Below are 4,252 nucleotides of genomic sequence, written 5' to 3'. Positions count from 1 at the left end.
GCGGAAGCGGGGGCGGCAGCGGAAGCGGCGGGCACGGCGGGCACGGCGGCGGCGAGGAGAAGACCAGCGGCGGCGGAGGCGGCAACGGCGGAGGGCACGGCGGAAGCGGCGGCGGCCCGGCGCAGCGGGTGACGCTCACCGTCAGCACCGTCCGGAGCAGCTACACGGGGTCGTGCCCGCCTCCGCCCGCCGCGGCTCCCGCGTTCAGCGCCGTCATCCGCGTCACCCGGCTGCCCGCCAAGGTCGAATACCAGTGGTACACCAGGAGCGGAAAAGGTACGGACCTGCACTGGAAGACCCTCGACTACCCGGCGGACGGCGCAAAAGAACGCACCGTGAATCACACCGAAACCCTTTACTCCCCAGCGGACACGCGCACCGACCAGATCGCGCTCAAGGTCCGCGCGCCTCACCAACTCCAGTCCGAACACCTGGAGTTCAGCATTACGTGCGAGAGCACCCAGCCACCCAGTGGCTATCAGTCACAGTGAGGGGAATCGCTTGACGCACTCGCGCGGACTACGCCAGATTGAATAGCCGAATTCCGCGCTTCAGGGGCATTCCGGGGGGACCGGTCGCCAATGCAGATGATTCAGAAACCGCGTGCGAGGGGCGATTCCCTGCCCGCGCTCGCGGGCGCCGCCGTGGCGGTCGGCGGGGTCGGTGCCACCCTGGCCCTGGCAGATGTGCACTCGGCGCTGCGCGCGCCTCTGACGCTCTTCTTCCTGCTGGTCGCCCCGGCGGCGGCGCTCGGCTCCCTGCTGCCCCGGCTCGACCCGCTCAGCCGCACCGTCGTCGCGGTCACCGGCGCGCTGGCCGTCGATCTGCTGGTGGCGCAGACGCTGCTGGCGTTCCATGTGTGGTCCGCGCGCACCGGCGTCGCCGCCGTCGCGCTGCTCAGCGGCGCCCTGCTGCTCATCCCCCTCGCGCGCTCCCGCCCGGCGGCGGGCCACGCGGAACAGGACTCGTGACGTGGACATCGATGTGGACATCACCGTGCACCGCCCGGGAGAACTCACCGCGGCCGACCGCGCCGCCTGGTCGTCCTTGCAGGCCAAGGCGCATCTGCACGGCTCGCCCCAGCTGGCGAACCCCTTCCTCTCCCCCGAGTTCACCCTCGCGGTGGGCCGCTGCCACCCGGGGGTGCGCACCGCCGTGGTCCGGGACCGGGACGGGGAGCCCGCCGCGTTCTTCCCGTACCAGCGCACGGCCCTCGGGGTGGGCCGGGCGGTCGGCCTCGGCATCTCCGACTGCCAGGGGATCGTGCACCGGCCGGGCTTCACCTGGGAGCCGCGAGGGCTGCTGCGGGCCTGCGGGCTGACGGTATGGGAGTTCGACCACCTGGCCGGGGGCCAGCCCGAGGCCGGGTTCGGGGACGCGGTCACCGGCTCCTTCGACTCCCCGGTGATCGGCCTCGACCAGGGGTTCGCTGCCTACTTCGGAGAACTCCGCGGGCGCTCGCCGAAGTTCGTACGCACGACGCTCTACAAGGAGCGCAAGCTGGGGCGCAGGGTCGGCGAGGTGCGCTATGTGCACGATGAGCGCGACCCCGAGCTGCTGCGCACCCTGATGGCCTGGAAGTCCGCGCAGTACCGGCGCACGGGCCGCAGCGACCGGTTCGCGCGGTCCTGGATCGTGCGTCTGGCGCAGCACCTCTTCCACTCCCGCTCCGACCGGTTCGCCGGGCAGCTCTCCGTGCTCTACGCCGGGGGCCGTCCGGTCGCCGCGCACTTCGGGCTGCGGACGGACCGGGTGCACGCCTGCTGGTTCCCGGCGTACGACCCGGCGTTCGCGCGCTACTCGCCCGGCCTGCTGATGCATCTGCGGCTGGCCGAGGCGGCGGCGGACGAGGGGATCTCGTATATCGACCTGGGGCGCGGCCAGAAGGAGTACAAGGACCTGCTCAAGACCCGGGATCTCACGGTCCACGAGGGATGGGTGACGCGGCGTCATCCGATGGCCCTGGGCCATCGGGCGCACCGCGCCCCCGTCCGCGCGCTCCGGAACGCGGTGCAGAGCCGGCCCGAGCTGTTCGCTCCGGCCGACCGGCTGCTCAGGGCGGCGGGCGCGCTCCGCACGACCCGAAGAGAGGGGGCGAGAGGGACCGACAGGGTGGACAGCTGACACGGCAGACAGGGAGGTGATGCCGCGGCCGTGGACAGAGCGGGGATCCCAGCCCGGGTCTGGCCGCCGCCGTTGCAGCGTCAATAACGTCGTCCATCCACCCGCACCGCCCCGCAACCGGCGGGGCAGGCCGACGGCAGCCCAGGGGAGGGCTCGGCCGCCGCGGCGCCAGGTGCGGGGCGCGGCAGGGGGGTGCCGCAGTCCGGGGTCGCTGTTCGGCCGTACCGCTCGGTGCGGCGGGGCTCCGGGACGCGGGCCGCGCGGGAGGAGACGCCAAGCGAGCGCTCCGCGCAGAGCGGAGCAGGAACCCCCCTTTCGAACCGGACTGACAGCGGGACCGCTCAGGCGTGCGGTCCACCGGACGAGAGGGAACCGACAGATGACATCACTGGCACGCGCCTTGACCGGCGGGTCCGGACCGTCAGGACAGCAGTCCTACCGACCGGTCTCCACCCATCTGGCCATCGCACCGCCGGTCAGCGTGGTGATTCCGGCGATGAACGAGGCGGAGAACCTGCCGTACGTCTTCACCTCGCTGCCGGAGTGGATCCACGAGGTGGTGCTGGTCGACGGCAACTCCACGGACGACACGGTCGCCGTCGCACGCGAACTGCGGTCCGACGTCAAGGTCGTCCCGCAGCGTGGCAAGGGCAAGGGCGACGCGCTGATCGCGGGGTTCGCCGCCTGTACCGGCGAGATCATGGTCATGGTCGACGCGGACGGCTCGGCGGACGGCGCCGAGATCGTGAGCTATGTCTCCGCGCTGGTCGGCGGCGCGGACTTCGCGAAGGGCTCGCGCTTCGCGAACGGCGGCGGCACGGACGACATGACGCCGATCCGCAAGCTGGGCAACCGGGTGCTGACGGGCCTGGTCAACCGCAAGTTCGGGGCCCGCTACACGGATCTGTGCTACGGCTACAACGCGTTCTGGCGGCACTGCCTGGACGACATCGACCTCGACTGCGCGGGTTTCGAGGTGGAGACCCTGATCAACATCCGTATCGTGCGGGCCGGGCTGCGGGTGCAGGAGATCCCCAGCCATGAGTACGAGCGCATCCACGGCACCAGCAATCTGCGGGCCGTACGGGACGGGCTGCGGGTGCTGCGGGTGATCCTGCGCGAGCGCGGCGGCAGGCCGAACAGAGCTCCGGCGGCGGTCCGGCCGCAGGGGCCGCAGCGGCGGGCAGCCCGGTGAACCCGACCGCTTCCGTAGTGATCTGCGTCTACACCGAGGACCGCTGGGAGGACATCCTCGCCGCCGTGGCCTCGGTGCGGCGCCAGTCGCTCCCGGCGCAGGACACCCTGCTGGTCGTCGACCACAACCCGGGGCTGCTGGGGCGGCTGGAGTCCCGCTACGCGGACGCGGAGGACGTACAGGTGCTCGCCGGCACGGGCCCCCGCGGCCTGTCCTCGGCCCGGAACACGGGAATCGCGGCGGCCCGCGGCGAGATCATCGCCTTCCTGGACGACGACGCGGTCGCCGAGCGCGACTGGCTGCGGCACCTCGTGGCGGCCTACACCGCCGACCCCCGCGTACAGGCGGTCGGCGGACGTACCGAGCCGGCCTGGGATTCCGGGCGGCGGCCCGCCTGGTTCCCCGAGGAGTTCGACTGGACGGTCGGCTGCATGTACCGGGGCCATCCGCGCGGGCTGGTGCAGGTCCGCAACGTCCTGGGCGGCAACGCGTCCTTCCGGCGCTCCGCGTTCGAGCGGGCCGGCCTGTTCACCACCGGCATCGGCCGCGACGGCCGGCGGCTGCCGCTGGGCTGCGAGGAGACCGAGCTGTGCATCCGGCTGCGCCGGACCGACCCGGAGGCGGTGCTGCTGATCGACGACCGCGCGGTCATCCACCACCGGGTGCCTGCGGAGCGGGAGCGACTGGCGTATCTGCGGACCCGGTGCTACGCGGAGGGGCTCTCCAAGGCGGCGGTCTCCCGGCTGGCCGGCGCCCAGGACGGCCTGGCGTCGGAGCGCCGCTATGTGACGCGGGCGCTGCCGCTGGGCGTGGCCCGGGGGCTGCGGGACGCGCTGCTGGGCCGGGCGGGCGGCGCGGGCCGGGCTGCGGCGATCGTGCTGGGGCTCACCGCCGCGGCCTGGGGCTACGCCAGGGGCCGGCTGACCCCGGCCC

Annotated in this window: 4 protein-coding genes and 1 pseudogene; all 5 read left to right on the top strand. The window is 73.0% G+C overall.

The features are described 5' to 3' along the window. Positions 1-491, top strand: a pseudogene (locus G5C65_RS32345) (serine/threonine protein kinase); the annotation flags it as partial. Positions 492-587: 96 nt separating this feature from the next. After that, positions 588-971 (top strand): hypothetical protein, encoded by a 384-nt coding sequence (locus G5C65_RS32340; RefSeq protein ID WP_241266219.1) that lies wholly within the window; start codon positions 588-590, stop codon positions 969-971. 13 nt (positions 972-984) lie between these two features. Next, on the top strand, positions 985-2,124 hold the full coding sequence (locus G5C65_RS32335; protein WP_165302607.1) for a GNAT family N-acetyltransferase: 1,140 nt from the start codon (positions 985-987) through the stop codon (positions 2,122-2,124). A 379-nt stretch (positions 2,125-2,503) separates the two neighbouring features. Beyond that, positions 2,504-3,319 carry a glycosyltransferase family 2 protein gene (locus G5C65_RS32330; RefSeq protein WP_165302605.1) on the top strand — a complete coding sequence of 272 codons (816 nt, stop codon included), beginning with the start codon at positions 2,504-2,506 and terminating at the stop codon, positions 3,317-3,319. Continuing rightward, positions 3,316-4,252 (top strand): glycosyltransferase (locus tag G5C65_RS32325; RefSeq protein WP_165302604.1); only part of this gene is annotated, 937 nt, incomplete at its 3' end. The genes G5C65_RS32330 and G5C65_RS32325, both read left to right, overlap by 4 nt.

Origin of the sequence: Streptomyces boncukensis (assembly GCF_011045075.1) — a bacterium.
Taxonomy (GTDB): Bacteria; Actinomycetota; Actinomycetes; order Streptomycetales; family Streptomycetaceae; genus Streptomyces; species Streptomyces boncukensis.
Note: the sequence above shows the minus strand (reverse complement) of the source record. Positions and strands in the feature narration are given on the sequence as shown.